This window comes from Paenalcaligenes hermetiae, assembly GCF_039543645.1.
Lineage (GTDB): Bacteria > Pseudomonadota > Gammaproteobacteria > Burkholderiales > Burkholderiaceae_B > Paenalcaligenes > Paenalcaligenes hermetiae.
In genome coordinates this window covers 15,568-28,722 of sequence record NZ_BAABKD010000007.1, presented here as the reverse complement: position 1 = coordinate 28,722, position 13,155 = coordinate 15,568, and the positions used below count along the sequence as shown (strand labels likewise).

Annotated in this window: 11 protein-coding genes; 5 read left to right on the top strand and 6 right to left on the bottom strand. The window is 49.5% G+C overall.

The window, feature by feature from the left end; genetic code table 11:
* Nucleotides 1-2 precede the first annotated feature (2 nt).
* Nucleotides 3-575, top strand: coding sequence for a Holliday junction branch migration protein RuvA (gene ruvA / locus ABD980_RS03950; protein ID WP_260649948.1), 573 nt, complete (start codon nucleotides 3-5; stop codon nucleotides 573-575).
* Here the strand turns inward: ruvA and ABD980_RS03945 are convergent.
* Nucleotides 564-1,526, bottom strand: a complete 963-nt coding sequence (locus ABD980_RS03945) for a threo-3-hydroxy-L-aspartate ammonia-lyase (protein WP_345369778.1) — start codon at nucleotides 1,524-1,526, stop codon at nucleotides 564-566. The genes ruvA and ABD980_RS03945 overlap by 12 nt on opposite strands.
* 112 nt (nucleotides 1,527-1,638) lie before the next feature.
* Here ABD980_RS03945 and ruvB point away from each other — a divergent pair, with 112 nt between their 5' ends.
* Complete coding sequence (gene ruvB, locus ABD980_RS03940; RefSeq protein WP_300647686.1) at nucleotides 1,639-2,697, top strand: Holliday junction branch migration DNA helicase RuvB; 1,059 nt, start codon at nucleotides 1,639-1,641, stop codon at nucleotides 2,695-2,697.
* Here ruvB and recQ read toward each other — a convergent pair.
* From recQ to ABD980_RS03915, 5 genes are read right to left on the bottom strand one after another with little or no spacing between them, the layout of a single operon-like run.
* Nucleotides 2,686-4,506 (bottom strand): DNA helicase RecQ, encoded by a 1,821-nt coding sequence (gene recQ / locus ABD980_RS03935; RefSeq protein WP_260649951.1) that lies wholly within the window; start codon nucleotides 4,504-4,506, stop codon nucleotides 2,686-2,688. The two genes, ruvB and recQ, sit on opposite strands and share 12 nt — an antisense overlap.
* A gap of 2 nt (nucleotides 4,507-4,508) precedes the next feature.
* Nucleotides 4,509-5,402, bottom strand: coding sequence for a fimbria/pilus outer membrane usher protein (locus tag ABD980_RS03930; protein WP_345369772.1), 894 nt, complete (start codon nucleotides 5,400-5,402; stop codon nucleotides 4,509-4,511).
* Entirely contained in the window at nucleotides 5,403-7,178 is a 1,776-nt protein-coding gene (locus tag ABD980_RS03925) for a ClcB-like voltage-gated chloride channel protein (protein ID WP_300647684.1), read from the bottom strand.
* A gap of 3 nt (nucleotides 7,179-7,181) precedes the next feature.
* Nucleotides 7,182-8,231 carry a cytochrome d ubiquinol oxidase subunit II gene (locus ABD980_RS03920; RefSeq protein WP_345369770.1) on the bottom strand — a complete coding sequence of 350 codons (1,050 nt, stop codon included), beginning with the start codon at nucleotides 8,229-8,231 and terminating at the stop codon, nucleotides 7,182-7,184.
* Complete coding sequence (locus ABD980_RS03915) at nucleotides 8,228-9,568, bottom strand: cytochrome ubiquinol oxidase subunit I (RefSeq protein WP_345369768.1); 1,341 nt, start codon at nucleotides 9,566-9,568, stop codon at nucleotides 8,228-8,230. Before ABD980_RS03915 ends, ABD980_RS03920 begins: the two co-directional genes overlap by 4 nt.
* Before the next feature lie 110 nt (nucleotides 9,569-9,678).
* On the opposite strand from ABD980_RS03915, the gene ABD980_RS03910 reads away from it, so the two are divergent.
* From ABD980_RS03910 to minD, 3 genes are all read left to right on the top strand, one after another.
* Complete coding sequence (locus tag ABD980_RS03910) at nucleotides 9,679-11,436, top strand: glutamine--tRNA ligase/YqeY domain fusion protein (protein ID WP_300647679.1); 1,758 nt, start codon at nucleotides 9,679-9,681, stop codon at nucleotides 11,434-11,436.
* A 43-nt stretch (nucleotides 11,437-11,479) separates the two neighbouring features.
* Nucleotides 11,480-12,190 (top strand): septum site-determining protein MinC, encoded by a 711-nt coding sequence (minC, locus tag ABD980_RS03905; RefSeq protein ID WP_300647677.1) that lies wholly within the window; start codon nucleotides 11,480-11,482, stop codon nucleotides 12,188-12,190.
* A 149-nt stretch (nucleotides 12,191-12,339) separates the two neighbouring features.
* Nucleotides 12,340-13,155 (top strand): septum site-determining protein MinD, encoded by an 816-nt coding sequence (minD, locus tag ABD980_RS03900; protein ID WP_345369765.1) that lies wholly within the window; start codon nucleotides 12,340-12,342, stop codon nucleotides 13,153-13,155.

Sequence of the window (13,155 nt, the reverse complement as noted above, 5' to 3'; positions counted from 1 at the left end):
TCATGATTGGTCGTATTACTGGCATCCTTATTGAAAAAAACCCACCTACCATTTGTGTGGATGTAAACGGTGTGGGCTATGAGATGGACGTCCCCATGAGCACGCTTTATGATCTGCCTGATACTGGTGCTAAAGTCTCTCTTTATACTCATTTAAGTATCCGAGATGATGCTCATGTGCTTTTTGGGTTTGGCAATGCTAACGAACGTCGTACATTTAGAACCCTTATTAAAGTCAGCGGCATTGGTCCCAAAACAGCCTTAGGCATTTTGTCCGGCTTGTCTATTGACGAGCTTACCGCCGCTATTCAAAACCAAGATATCGCCCTCCTGACCAAAGCCCCAGGTATTGGTAAAAAAACCGCCGAGCGTATGATTCTTGAGTTACGCGATAAGCTTCAAGGCAATACCACTATCACTCCCACAGCAAGCTCGGACCAAAGCGATATTCTCAATGCATTACTGGCCTTAGGCTATAACAACACCGAAGCCAACAAAGTCATTAAAAAACTGCCTGCCGATATTGCTGTTTCCGAAGGAATTCGCCAAGCCCTACAGCTACTATCAGGTCGTTAGCAACTGTGCATACTGGGTTAAATCAACATTACCACCACTGACAACAACCCCCACTCGCTTACCCTGCAGCGGCAGCGCGCCAAACAAAGCGGCAGCTGCACCTAAACAACCCGTTGGCTCTACTACGATTTTCATACGCTCCGCAAAAAACTGCAGGGTTTTGATGAGCTGAGTATCCGTCACCGTCAATACCCCTTTCGCATATTGCTGAATGAGCGAGAAGGTAAGCGGTGACAACGCGGGCGTTAGCGCCCCATCTGCAATAGAATTCGGATAATCCACCCGCACAATCTGCCCCTGCGCCAAGGACTGCTGAGCATCATTACCCCCTTCTGGTTCCACCCCATACACTGCTGTAGCTGGGCTCAAAGCATGTGCAGCCAACAAAGACCCTGATAACAACCCGCCTCCGCCTAAAGGCACCAGCAACACATCCATATCGGGAACTGTTTCGAGCAGCTCTTTTACTGCCGTACCCTGACCCGCGATCACATGAGGATGTGAAAAAGGAGGAATTAATGTCATTCCTTCTTTTTCTACAAACTCTTGCGCCATTTGCTCTCGATCCTGCGTAAAACGGTCATACTCAATAACCCGTGCTCCATACGCTAAAGTCGCTGCTTTTTTAGCAGCAGGCGCTGTGGCTGGCATAATAATCGTGGCCGGCACCTGAAACAACTGGGCAGCTAACGCCACCGCTTGGGCATGGTTTCCCGATGAAAAAGCAACCACCCCCCGCTGACGCTGTTCAGAGTTAAGCTGAGCTAAAGCGTTATAACCGCCCCTGAACTTAAATGCCCCGATCCGCTGAAAATTCTCACATTTAAAAAAAACCTCAGCACCTAATTGTTGATTTAAGGTTCGCGAACTCAACACAGGGGTTCGATGCGCGACTTCTTTTAATTGTGCTGCCGCCTGTAAAATGTCTTCATAGCTGGGGATATGCACCATGACTCCTTTAAATAGCCGATAAGCTATCTATTATGCCGCATCTGTGTTTTGACTTTAATCTATCCCCCTAACTGGTGTAAGATAGACTGGATATTTAATCAGCAGGTTATGTATGGCTATTTACTCCGACTCGCTTAGCTCCACTCCCGTACCTGAACGGGTGGTAACTGCCGCCCCTCTCTCTCCTAACGAGGAATCCATCGAGCGTGCCCTACGCCCTAAGGCCTTAAATGACTATGTGGGTCAGCACCGCGTGCGTGAGCAGCTGGAAATTTTTATTACTGCTGCTAAACGCCGTGGCGAATCCCTAGACCATGTGCTGCTCTTTGGCCCCCCTGGACTAGGCAAAACCACGTTGGCTCATATTGTGGCGCAGGAAATGGGAGTGCAGCTGCGCCAAACCTCGGGGCCTGTCTTAGAACGACCTGGGGATTTAGCAGCTATCTTAACCAGCTTAGAGCCACACGACGTACTATTTATTGATGAAATCCATCGGCTCTCTCCTGTGGTCGAGGAAATCCTCTACCCCGCCCTAGAAGATTTTCAAATTGATATTCTAATCGGCGAGGGTCCGGCTGCCCGCAGTGTCAAAATCGACTTGCAGCCATTTACGCTTGTTGGTGCTACTACCCGCGCTGGCATGCTCAGCAACCCATTACGCGATCGTTTTGGTATTGTCTCCAGACTCGAGTTCTACTCGATTGCCGATCTACAACATATTGTGACGCGCAGCGCCCAGCTTTTACAGGTGGAATGTGTTCCCGAAGGCGCTCTGGAGATAGCCAAACGTTCCCGCGGTACCCCACGCATAGCAAACCGACTATTACGGCGGGTTCGCGATTATGCTGATGTAAAACATAACGGTGTAATTGATGCCCATTGTGCTGCTCAAGCACTCTCTATGCTCGAGGTCGACCCTTTAGGCTTAGACTTAATGGATCGCAAACTACTTGAAACCATTGTGCATAAATTTAACGGTGGTCCTGTAGGCGTAGACAGTCTGGCCGCTGCCATTAGCGAAGAGCGCGACACCATCGAGGACGTGATTGAGCCTTATTTAATCCAACATGGTTTTTTACACCGCACCCCTCGCGGCCGGGTCGCTACGCCAAGCACATGGACGCACCTTGGGCTGACACCACCTCGGTCCACACCTGACTTATTCGACTAGGGCTTGCTCATAAGCATCCAAACACGCCAACACGGCTTCCCCATAAGCCGCTAGCTTACGTGCGCCAATACCTGAAATGCGCCCGAGCTCATTAAGCGTAGCGGGGCGTAATAGCGCCACCTCTTTGAGTGTGGCATTATTAAAAATAATATAGGGTGGCACCTCGTGCTCTTTTGCTACCTGCGCGCGCCACTGGCGCAATCGCTCAAAGCAGGCTTGAGCCACAGGCGGTAACTGCTCCTCTTGCGGGCGCGATGCCCCCACGGGTTTAGTATGTGAATCTTTGCGCAACATAACAGCGCGCTCCCCCTTGAGCACAGCGCGACTATGCTCTGTTAGGGTTAAGGTACCAAACTGATGTGCCTGAACCTCGATAAGCTTATACGCAATCAGTTGCCGCAAGATCCGGCGCCACTCTTTGACACTCAGATCCGCCCCCACGCCAAATACTGATAAAGCCTGATGCCGATTCTGCTGAACGCGCTCTGTTTCTCGGCCACGTAAAATATCAATCACATGCCCTGCCCCATAGGCTTGGCCACATTCTCGCCATAAACGATAAATAGTCGATAGCAACTTTTGCGCCGCTACCGTACCATCCCACGTTTGCGGAGGATCTAAACAGACATCGCAATTACCACAAGGCTCGATTGGCTGCCCAAAATAATCCAAGAGTAATTGACGACGGCAAGTAACCGTTTCACACAGCCCTAGCATGGCATCAATTTTACGGGCTTGATTACGCTGATGTTGGACATCGCCATTGGATTCTGCCACCATACGATGAAGCTGCACCACGTCTTGTAAGCCATAAGCCAACCATGCGGTAGCAGGCTCCCCATCCCTGCCGGCACGCCCTGTTTCCTGATAATAGCCCTCGATGGATTTAGGTAAATCAATATGTGCTACAAAACGCACATCCGGCTTATTTACCCCCATACCAAAAGCAATGGTCGCGACCATTACCACCCCGTCTTCACGTAAAAAACGACTTTGATGGGCTGCCCGCTGCTCCGCTGGTAGCCCCGCGTGGTAGGCCAATGCCGAAACCCCATGACTTTGTAAAAAGGCAGCAGTCTCCTCGACTCGATTACGCGACAACGCATACACAATACCGCAGTCTCCCCGATGATACTGTTGGATAAACTGCAATAACTGCTTTCTTACCTCGGTTTTTTCAACAATGTGATAACTGATATTTGGACGATCAAAACTCGCCACAAAATGCGGGGCCTGCTCTAAATGCAGCCGCTGCGCAATCTCTGTACGCGTTTCCGCCGTCGCTGTCGCCGTCAAAGCGATGCGAGGCACATCGGGCCAACGTTGAGCTAAAAACGATAAGCCTAAATATTCCGGCCTGAAATCATGCCCCCATTGCGATACGCAATGCGCTTCATCGATCGCAAATAATGCAATGTGCCCGCGCGCCAACATATCTAAACAGCGATCCGTTAACAACCGCTCTGGCGCCACATAAAGCAGGTCAAGCTCACCTGCTAAAAATTGCTTTTCTACTTGACGCGCAGTTTGCCAGTCTTGGGAGGAGTTTAAATACGCAGCGCGCACACCGAGCTCGGTCAAGGCATCAACCTGATCCTGCATCAGCGCAATGAGTGGTGAAACCACCACCCCAGTGCCAGCGCGTACCAAAGCCGGAATCTGATAACACAGGGATTTACCCCCACCTGTAGGCATGAGCACCAGCGCATCGCCACCCGCAATCACATGCTGAATAATGGTGTGCTGCTCACCACGAAAAGCCTCGTAGCCAAAGACCTGTTGCAAAGTGCGTAAAGCAGGATCAGACATAATTAAAAAATGGGTAGGGAAAATCGTAATCCCATATTATAGTCGCCACTATGAGTTTGGCGCTGTGCATCCACATCGATACGTAGATTTGGGCTATACCAAAACTGCTGACTTAGACCAAAGGTATGTTGACTATGTCCTAATCGCGGCGCCGTGCTGGCATAGCTGGCGCCTAGTTTTCCCCAGCGCCCAGCATCCCACTGCAAATCAACCGCATGCTTGTCTTGCGAAGCTGTATAACCGTGGTTCTGATGTTGCAACAGATCACTAAATAGCCCCTTGTAACTTTCCGATTGCAGTCCCACCGCGAGAGTATCGGCGACTTGCAGCTGGTATCGCCCCTGGTAACGCCAACCCTTACCCTCTTGGTGATGGCTTTGCACCACATTCAGCGCGCCGGTACCCATAAGACCAAAATCATAACGCCCCCCTAGGCCCAGTTGCTCATACCCCTCAGCACGCTGATATAAACCATCCAGAGATAAAGAAGGAGAGATCTTGACATCTACCCACGCACGACCAGCACCACTGCCATACTGAAAAGACGTCACGGTTGGTTTTTTATCCACGGCTCCAAACGCAGCACCGTAACGCCACTGTACATGTTGCCCCAACCACCCAGAAGTCTGATCCGCAATACTTACCCCACCTAAAGGCACAGAGGCCAAACCTGAAATTAACTTAGGACTATAGTTACCAAGAACAAAACGCACCGCGCTCGTGGACTGATAGCGCCACGTACCCTGACCCACATGCCACTGTTGGGCGGCTTGCTCAGAAACCTGTGGGGCAATAGACAAACGTAGCGGCTGCGCGGGGCGAGGCTGAGCGCTGATCCCCGTGCTCATACCGACTAGCACGAAATAAGCCACCCATCGCCATTGTATTTGTCGCATTTATCGATTCAAGCTAATTAAAGCCTCGCTGGTTGCATCAAGAGAACGCTTTAAGGCGGAATATTTCTCGAGCAAAGCCGATTTATACACCACACCGATTAAACGCGGTTCGGCCACGCTACGCACCACCGGCAAGCGCTCACCTACAAAATCCACAAACTGTGCTTGCGCCTGATCCAAACGCATATCTGGAGTTAATGTTTTAACATAATCTAATTGCAGGAGCTCACCAATAGACTGCTCTTTGACATCATTGTGGTTTAATACCAAACGCATCAGCTCTGGTTGAGCAATCACTCCCAAATAATAGTTTTTTTCATCAACAACATAGATAAAGCGAACCGGGTAATCAAAGAACATCTGCAACGCATCAGCTACTGTTGCAGTGGTAGCTAAAACCGTATCTGCCGGACGCACAAGCTCACTTAACTTAGTATTACGCAACGTAAAGCGCAGCAACTGGTCGCGCTCGCGATTAAGCGTGACATCGTACATGGCTACCTCGGCAAGCGTACGCGACATAAAATAAGCCGTTACCGCCGCAATAATCAATGGCAAAACCAACTGATAACTCAGCGTCATTTCAAATAGCATCAAAATGGCCATCAGTGGTGCACTGGTAGCCGCCCCCAAAAATGCGCCCATGCCCACTAGGGTATAAATCGCTATATCAATGGTCAAAGCGGGAAAAATGCCATGCACCAATTGCCCAAACAAGGTGCCCACAGCAGCGCCTACAAACAGAGCGGGCGTAAATACCCCACCTACCGCTCCAGAGCCAACTGTAATCGTTGTTGCAAACACCTTGGCAAATAACATCAACACAATGGCATACCATGACCAAGAGTCAAATAAAAAAGAACGAACAACGCTGTAGCCATTACCGGCCACGTCTGGGATCATGATCAACAAGAGTCCCAACATAAACCCGCCTACCGTTAATCTAGCGACTAAAGGCAAACCACTGCGTACAAACACCCGTTTCATTAGGTTTAAAAGTTTTAAGAACCCGGGTGCCACCACCCCAATCATGATCCCTAACACCACAAAAAGTATGATCTCCCACCCTATCGAACCGGATAAATCTAGCATCTGATACGGGGCTTGGTAATGCCCAGAAAGCCGCATGGTAATATTCGCCGTGGCAGAGGCAATCAACAAAGGACCCAACGTATGAATACTCATGGACCCCAGAACAATTTCCGCCACAAAAATCGCCCCAGCTAAAGGGGCTCCATACGCCGCCGCCACCCCTGCTGCAGCACCACAAGCCACCAGTAAACGCAAACGTTCTGGTTTGATGAAAATAAAACGCCCAAACAACGAGGCGGCTAATGAAGATAAATGAATCATCGCCCCCTCTCGCCCAATGGCCCCCCCTGAGGCGACGGTACACAAGGACGATAAGGACCGTAATAGACCTTGGCGTAATGACATACGACCATCGCCAATGACTACGGCCTCCATGTAATCGGAAGCCGTACTGGCTTTTTTACGCCCCGCCAACCAAAGTAATACCCCAGCCGCTAATCCCCCGAGTGTGGGAAATAATAGCCGCATATCCCAGCTTAAGGCTCGCGTGACTTGGGTAATCCCTCCAGATTGTCCTGTCACTACCCGCTGGATTAAATAAATACCCTCATAAAACAGCTGGACAACCCAAGCTCCTAATACCCCCATTATGACCGCCCAGCAAAGCATCGCTGGCGTATCTGACAACCAATGCCATTTACGCACCCGCTGTCGTGTCAAACGAAGGTATTTTTTATATGGCATACATTACACTTTAAAATCAGGCGGAGTAGGTGGTCGAGACACGCCAAACATTCGCCAATACACCCAAACCGTGAATAACACCAAAAAGGGCAAGGCAATCAGGCTAATGTTCCAAAGTAATACCAAGGTTGTCAGATCCGCCGCTGCATCCCAGATCGTGATCTGATCCAGTACCAAGAAAGGAAATAAACTAAACGCCAGGCCTATTAAAACGGCTAAAAAAATAATGAGCGTCAATAAAAAAGGGAGCACAGTACTGCGCACACTCTCATTGATTAAGCGCTGTAAATTCATTTCAATGATAACAAAACCCAATAAGATGGACACCCACAGTGCTAAAACCGCTAGGCGCGGTGCACCCTCACTCCATTTCAATAACACACCCGGATTGGCCAAGGCCAGTACTACCGAGGCCGCTATTGCCCCCGCCGCAAACCACCGTACTGCTCGTCGTCCCCACAACACAGCTCTGATACGCAGCTCCCCCGTTTCGCGCATGACTAACCAAGCCGCTCCCAACAACACATACGCCGCCACCGCACAAAAGCCCATAAACCAAATAAACCAGTTGTAGCCTGTGCCGCTTTGATAGTTAATGACGACTTTGGCTAGCAACAAGCCATGAGAGAACGCTGTGATCAGCGAGCCCACCGCAAAGCCCAACTGCCACCACGGCTGCTGCTCAGCCGGCGCACGTAGACGCAACTCAAAACAAAGTGAACGGGCCATCACTCCCAACGCTAATAACATCAAGGGCAAATGCAACTGTCCCATCACACTGCCCCACGCATGCGGAAACACTAACGCAAAAACCCCTAATCCCAAAAACAACCAAAACTCATTGGCATCACGCCAAGGGCTCAATAGAGCCATCATCCGTGGACGTAGGCTCTCTGGGGCAACCAATGACAAACAGCCTACTCCGATATCAAAACCATCTAATAAGGTGCCCGCAATAATCGTAATAAACAACAATCCTAAAAACACCAAAGGCAACCAAAAGGCCGGGTCTGTCGCTGAGACCCCTAGCGCTAACGCTAAATCTGTGATCATGCCCGCCCCCTATGTCTTGCCACAGCCACCACCCCATAACGAGCTACCGAGCGCACCAGAGCAATAAAACCAATAGTCAACAAGCCATATACCAACCCATAAGCAATAAAACTCACTACCGTAGGTAAGAGCTGATGTTGAGCATAAATTTCATTTAGCGTGATGGTTTGTCCAACCACAAAAGGTAAGTTCCCGAAGAGCTGATACATTAGCCCCGCCACCCACAGAATGGGACCTAACCATCCCCCATAAATCATTAACGCTTTAATACGCGGTGTTAATGCACTCGGATCGTAATGACGGGTTAAACCCAAACGCCACCCCACAGTCAGTAAGGCTAGCATCCCCAGACCGGCAAGCATCGCCACACGCACCGCTATAAAAACCCATAAAACGGGAGGACTCATACCCGCGACCTGATCCAAACCTAATAACATGCCATCCGCATCCTGACCTAACCACATTTGACCACGCTGGTTCAAGCCTACGCTCCAATGATTACTTAAGTCTGCCGGCGAAGGCCAAGCAATAAGTAACCAGCTCGACACCGAGTCTGACTGCCAGTAAGCCATCGCGGCCGCTGCTTTAATAGGCTGATGCTCTGCAACCATATGGCCATTACCAACAAAAGCCACCAACAACCCCACCCAAGCCACCGAGCCCACATAGACCGCTAGCTGAAAAACACGCCGCTCCCCTTCGCCAAGTGGGCGACGCACAGAGCGTAGTGCTAATACCGCCATCATCAGGCACGCAACCATGGCAAAACTTGCCGTAATAAACAACAAGCCATACCATAACAGGCTTGGATTAGCGATCACTTGCAACCAATGGCTGACCTCGTAATTGCCGTCCACCCACTTTACTCCTGTGGGGGTATGCATCCAGGAAACCAAAGCAATCAAACATGCCGCCACACCGCTATAGCCTAAAGCAACCAAGAACACTACCGCTGCATGAAGCCAATCAGCAAGCTGACGCTGAGCAAACAGCATCAGCCCAAGTAAACCGGCTTTTAAAACCAGCGCACCTAGCAGCGCGACAGCTAATAGTGGACTACTCACGGCATGGATTTTTGCAAACAGTGTTGGCCACAAGCTGCCAAGTTGAATGAAGACTGGCATACTAGAGGCAAAGCCCAGCAAAAATGCCAAAGCAAAAATCCGCACCCAAAATCGATACATAGGTAGCCACAACAACTGTTGTTCACCTATAGCTCGAAGCCGTAAATAAAACAGCAGCCATGACAGCCCTAAGCTCATACCAAAGAATATGGTCATAAAGCTCAAGCTGCCAAAAAACTGCAACTGGGAAAACCAAAGTGCGGAATAGGTCATAATAGGCGCTAAATCTACGTTATTTTGTTTTTCTTGCTATAAACATTAAGTCTAACCACAATACGTGGCAAAATAGACCATTATCCAATTATTTATTCGTTTTTTTGCGTATGAGCACTGCATCTACCACTCCTCCCGTATCGAATTTTTTACGGAATATTATTGACCAAGATCTAAAAAACCAGCGTCATGCGACGAAATTGTGGGCAGGTCGTCCCGGCCCAGCAGCCATACAATCTACCGGTCAGGTAGATACAGCACGTATACGCACTCGCTTTCCCCCTGAGCCCAACGGTTATTTACACATTGGTCACGCCAAAAGTATTTGTTTAAACTTCGGACTCGCCGAAGACTACGGTGGCGCATGCCACTTACGCTTTGATGATACGAACCCAGAAAAAGAAGAGCAAGAGTATGTTGACGCCATTATTGATATGGTGCAATGGCTCGGCTACGACTGGAAGTATCAAAACGAAGACAATTTATACTTTGCCAGCGACTACTTTGGCTATATGTACGAGTTTGCTGAAGCCCTTGTACAAGCCGGCTATGCCTATGTCGACGAGCAAACCCCTGAGCAAATTCGTCAAACGCGTGGAACACTCACAGAAAAAGGTACAAATTCGCCTTGGCGTGATCGACCAGCAGAGGAATCGTTACAGTTGCTGCGTGAAATGCGCGATGGCAAACATCCTGATGGCAGTCTCTGCTTGCGCGCTAAAATCGATATGGCTTCGCCCAATATCAATATGCGTGACCCAGTGATGTACCGTATTCGACACACTGCACATCACCGTACCGGTGACCAATGGTGTATTTACCCCATGTATAGCTGGGCTCACCCGGTAGAAGACGCGCTCGAAATGATCACGCACAGCATTTGCACGCTGGAATTCGAAGACCAACGCCCTTTTTACAATTGGATCTTAGAGCGTTTACGTGATCTGGGTTTTTTTACGGACCCATTACCCCAGCAGTACGAATTCGCACGCCTATACCTAAGCTATGTGGTCACTAGCAAACGCAAACTACGCCAGCTTGTAGAGGAAAAACACGTAGACGGTTGGGATGACCCGCGCTTACCAACCCTGGCGGGGCTGCGTCGCCGTGGCTATACTCCAGAAGCCATTCGCTTATTCTGTGATCGCATTGGGGTCTCCAAGGCCGATTCACGCATAGATTACAGTGTTCTTGAACAGGCCTTGCGTGATGACCTGGATCCCAAAGCACCACGTAGCGTTGCTGTGCTAGACCCAATTAAACTCGTACTAACCAATTTCCCCGAAGACAAAGAGGAAATATGTTACGCCCCCGTGCATCCACATAATCCCGATGCTGGCAAGCGCGAGTTCCCGCTCACACGCGAGCTCTGGATTGAGCGCGATGACTTCCGCGAGGAACCCGTTAAACGTTATTTCCGCTTATTCCCTGGTAATACAGTACGACTTAAGTACGGTTACATTATCCAATGCACGGGCTTTGAAAAAGACGAAAACGGTCAAGTAACAACCGTCTATGCCGAATACCTTCCCGACACCAAAAGCGGCACTCCTGGCGCCGACTCCGTTAAGGTCCGAGGCAATATCACTTGGGTCAGTGTCAAACACGCTATTGCGGCGGAAATCCGCCTCTATGATCGTCTCTTTACCGATCCTCATCCCGATGTTGGCGATAAGGACTTCCTGCAGCTCATCAACCCTAACTCCATGCAAGTGGTACAAGGGTGGGTAGAGCCTGGCTTAGTAGCCACCCCAGACGCTCATTGGCAGTTTGAGCGGCTTGGCTACTTTGTGGCAGACCGGGAGCTCTCCACACCGGAAAAGCCGGTGCTTAATCGTACTGCCACATTAAAAGATAACTGGAGTTAACCACACAAGGGGCCATGGCCCCTTTATCATAATTGGGTATGACGTGAACGCACCAACAACTCGTAAAGGCCCTCAGGCTCTAGATATTAAAAGCGCAACCATCTACACCGTACGACTTGTACTACATAGCGCTAACACCAGCGAATTACTCGAAGCGTTACAGCAACGCATGGAAGGCGCCGGCGCTTTTTTCCAAGGTGAGCCGGTAGTCATTGATTGCTCAGCAATCATGGACCCCATTGAATGGGAGCCTCTATTACAAGCCTTACGACATTATCAGCTACATCCAATTGGGGTCACAGGCTCTACTGAGCAAGAACAAGCCGCTGCTCAACATGGTTTAACTGCGGTGGAGCTCTCTTTGGCCAAAGCCGCGATCGAAATCCCCGAGCCGGAGCAAACGCCACCCTCCCCCGTTACCCCAGCCCCACTCATTTTGCATCAAAACCTACGCTCAGGACAGCGCTTTGTGGCTCCCGAAGGCGACCTGATTGTGATTGGTATGGTTGGACACGGCGCAGAAATTATTGCCACTGGTAACATTAGCGTCTATGGGCCACTACGCGGCAAAGCCATAGCCGGCGCAAATGGTAATACGAATGCGTGGATTAGCACGACCGAGTTTGAGCCCGAGCTCATCGCTATTGCAGGGGTCTATAGTGTTATTGAAGACTTACATACTAACCCCCACCACAAAAAGCCTGTGCTCATTCAGCTAGAGGGGGACTCCTTAAAATTTGAGCCATTAGGTTAATAGATGTTAATACGTCTTGCACTCCAGCGCAGATCATGCGAGGGTATAACTTTTACACATTGGTCTAATCACTTTCATAGTGCTTTTTGCTTTTATTTTTTATAATAATAAACACACATGAACCGAAACGATAAAGGATACATAACATCATGGCGCGAATAATTGTGGTGACCTCTGGCAAAGGTGGTGTGGGCAAAACCACAACCAGTGCTAGCTTTGCTTCCGGCCTAGCGATGCGCGGCCACAAAACCGTAGTCATCGACTTTGATGTCGGTTTACGTAACCTGGATTTAATCATGGGTTGTGAACGACGGGTCGTTTACGATTTCGTTAATGTCATCCAAGAGGAAGCCAGCTTAAATCAGGCTTTAATTCGCGATAAAAATCTTGATAACCTTTTTATTCTACCGGCATCACAAACACGCGATAAAGACGCCCTAACCAAAGAAGGGGTAGCCAAAGTCCTCAATGACCTAAAAGAAATGGGCTTTGAATATATTGTTTGTGACTCCCCCGCAGGCATAGAGACCGGTGCCTTGATGGCCTCCTACTTCGCTGATGATGCAATTGTGGTTACTAACCCTGAAGTCTCTTCAGTACGTGACTCTGATCGTATCTTAGGAATACTTTCCGCTAAATCCCAACGTGCCGAAAATAGCGATCCTCCCATTAAGGAATACTTGCTAATTAGTCGCTACAGCGCCAAACGAGTCCTAGCCGGTGAAATGTTATCCTTACAAGACATAGAGGATATTCTTCGCATTGAACTCATTGGGGTAATTCCAGAATCCGAAGACGTTCTTCATGCTTCCAACCAAGGCACTCCTGTGATTCACCTTGAAAACAGTCCTGCAGCTCAGGCCTACGAAGATGTGGTTGCTCGCTATTTAGGCGAAACTCGCCCCCTACGCTTTGTAGAATACGAAAAACCCAGCTTTCTTAAGCGCCTCTTCGGGGGTAAATAA

Bases quoted from the DNA above. Each gene is read 5' to 3' on its own strand.
- ruvA (WP_260649948.1), top strand. From the start codon at position 3: ATGATTGGTCGTATTACTGGCATCCTTATTGAAAAAAACCCACCTACC.
- ABD980_RS03945 (WP_345369778.1), bottom strand. From the start codon at position 1,526: ATGGTGCATATCCCCAGCTATGAAGACATTTTACAGGCGGCAGCACAA.
- ruvB (WP_300647686.1), top strand. From the start codon at position 1,639: ATGGCTATTTACTCCGACTCGCTTAGCTCCACTCCCGTACCTGAACGG.
- recQ (WP_260649951.1), bottom strand. From the start codon at position 4,506: ATGTCTGATCCTGCTTTACGCACTTTGCAACAGGTCTTTGGCTACGAG.
- ABD980_RS03930 (WP_345369772.1), bottom strand. From the start codon at position 5,402: ATGCGACAAATACAATGGCGATGGGTGGCTTATTTCGTGCTAGTCGGT.
- ABD980_RS03925 (WP_300647684.1), bottom strand. From the start codon at position 7,178: ATGCCATATAAAAAATACCTTCGTTTGACACGACAGCGGGTGCGTAAA.
- ABD980_RS03920 (WP_345369770.1), bottom strand. From the start codon at position 8,231: ATGATCACAGATTTAGCGTTAGCGCTAGGGGTCTCAGCGACAGACCCG.
- ABD980_RS03915 (WP_345369768.1), bottom strand. From the start codon at position 9,568: ATGACCTATTCCGCACTTTGGTTTTCCCAGTTGCAGTTTTTTGGCAGC.
- ABD980_RS03910 (WP_300647679.1), top strand. From the start codon at position 9,679: ATGAGCACTGCATCTACCACTCCTCCCGTATCGAATTTTTTACGGAAT.
- minD (WP_345369765.1), top strand. From the start codon at position 12,340: ATGGCGCGAATAATTGTGGTGACCTCTGGCAAAGGTGGTGTGGGCAAA.